Here is a 1,972-nt window from a genome sequence, read left to right on the forward strand (position 1 = left end):
CGGCAGCGGGGCGCAGAACTGGTCGGCGCAGGCCGACGGGACGCTGCGCAACCCGGCGTCGGGCAAGTGCCTGGACGTGTCCGGCAACAACTCCGCCGACAGCACGCCGGTGCACCTGTGGACCTGCACCGGCGCCGCCAACCAGAAGTGGACGCTGCCGTGAGGATGGAAGGGAGAACGCCGATGAGACTCCTCCGTATCGCGCTGGCGGCGGTGACCGCCGTCGCCGCCACCAGCGCCGCCACCCCGGCGAGCGCCGCCGACGCCCCGTACGACGTGCTGGTCTTCTCCAAGACCGCCGGCTTCCGCCACGACTCCATCGCGGTCGGCACGCAGGCCGTCCGTGACCTCGGCGCGGCGAATTCCTTCACCGTCACCGCGACCGAGGACGCCACCCAGTTCACCACCGCCAATTTGGCCCGCTTCGAGGCGGTGATCTTCCTCAACACCACCGGGGACGTGCTCAACGCGACCCAGCAGTCGGCGTTCGAGGCGTACATCGCGGCCGGCGGCGGATACGTCGGCGTGCACTCCGCCGCCGACACCGAGTACGACTGGCCGTTCTACGGCAACCTGGTCGGCGCCTGGTTCGCGTCCCACCCGGCGATCCAGCCGGCCACCGTGAAGGTGGAGGACCGGGCGCACGCCGCCACCGCGCACCTGCCGCAGCGGTGGAGCCGCACCGACGAGTGGTACGACTACCGCACCAACGCCCGCTCCACCGCGCACGTACTGGCCAGCCTGGACGAGTCCACGTACTCCGGCGGCGCGATGGGTGGCGACCACCCGCACGCCTGGTGCAAGAGCTACAGCGGCGGCCGGTCCTTCTACACCGGCGGCGGGCACACCCAGGCGTCGTACGCCGACGCCGCGTTCCGGGCCCACCTGCTCGGCGGCATCCGCTACGCCGCCGGGCGCACGAAGGCCGACTGCCGGCCGGAAACCGGGTACACCGCGCTCTACAACGGCGCCACCACCGGCTGGTCCCAGGCCGGGCCGGGCAGCTTCACCAACACCGACGCCACACTGACCTCGGTCGGCGGCATGGGGCTCTACTGGTACAGCGCGAAGCAGTTCACCAACTACTCGCTGAAGCTGGACTGGCGCATCGCCGGCGACGACAACTCCGGGGTGTTCGTCGGCTTCCCGCCGTCGAGCGACCCGAACTCGGCCGTGAACAACGGCTACGAGGTGCAGATCGACCCCACCGACACCCCCGACCGGACCACCGGCGCGATCTACGGGTTCTCCTCCGCCGACCTGACGGCCCGGGACGCGGCGCTCAACCCGGCGGGGGAGTGGAACACCTACGAGATCCTGGTCGAGGGGGAGCGGTTGCAGGTCTTCCTCAACGGCGTGCGGATCAACGACTTCACCAACACCGACCCGGTCCGGTCGCTCGCCGGGCACGTCGGCATCCAGAACCACGGCACCGGCGACGACGCGTCGTTCCGCAACATCCGGATCAAGGAGTTGGGCGGCACCCCGCCGCCGACCGGCAACACCACCGTGCAGGCCGAGGCATTCAGCGCGGCCAGCGGCGTCAGCGCCGTCGGCAAGACCGGCGCCAACGGCGGTCAAACCCTGGGGTACGTCGAACCGGGCGACTGGGCCGCGTACCAGGGACTGGACCTGACCGGGGTGACGTCGCTGCGGGCCCGGGTGGTCTCCGGCGGCCCGGGCGGCACGATCCAGGTGCGCACGGGTTCGCCGACCGGCCCGGTGCTCGGCCAGGTCGCGGTGCCCAACACCGGCGGCTGGAACACCTTCGCCGACGTCAGCACCGCGTTGAGCGGGGTGCCGTCGGGAACGCAGACGGTCCACCTGACGTTCGCCGGCAGCGGCACCGGGCTCTTCGACGTCGACGACTTCACCCTGGTTCGTGGCGGGGGCGGCACCGGCGGAACGGGCCCGGTGAAGGGCCTGGCCGGCAAGTGCCTGGACGTGCGCAACGCGGCCACCGCCGACGGCA

2 protein-coding genes are annotated in these 1,972 nt (G+C 71.7%); both read left to right on the top strand.

Going from position 1 to position 1,972, the window contains the following annotated elements; genetic code table 11:
- Positions 1-163 (top strand): RICIN domain-containing protein (locus B1205_RS28825; protein ID WP_140158169.1); only part of this gene is annotated, 163 nt, incomplete at its 5' end.
- Between the two features lie 20 nt (positions 164-183).
- The coding region (locus B1205_RS28830) for a ThuA domain-containing protein (protein WP_089158475.1) at positions 184-1,972 on the top strand (1,789 nt) is incomplete at its 3' end.

The organism is Micromonospora sp. NBS 11-29 (genome assembly GCF_002140155.1).
Lineage (GTDB): Bacteria > Actinomycetota > Actinomycetes > Mycobacteriales > Micromonosporaceae > Micromonospora.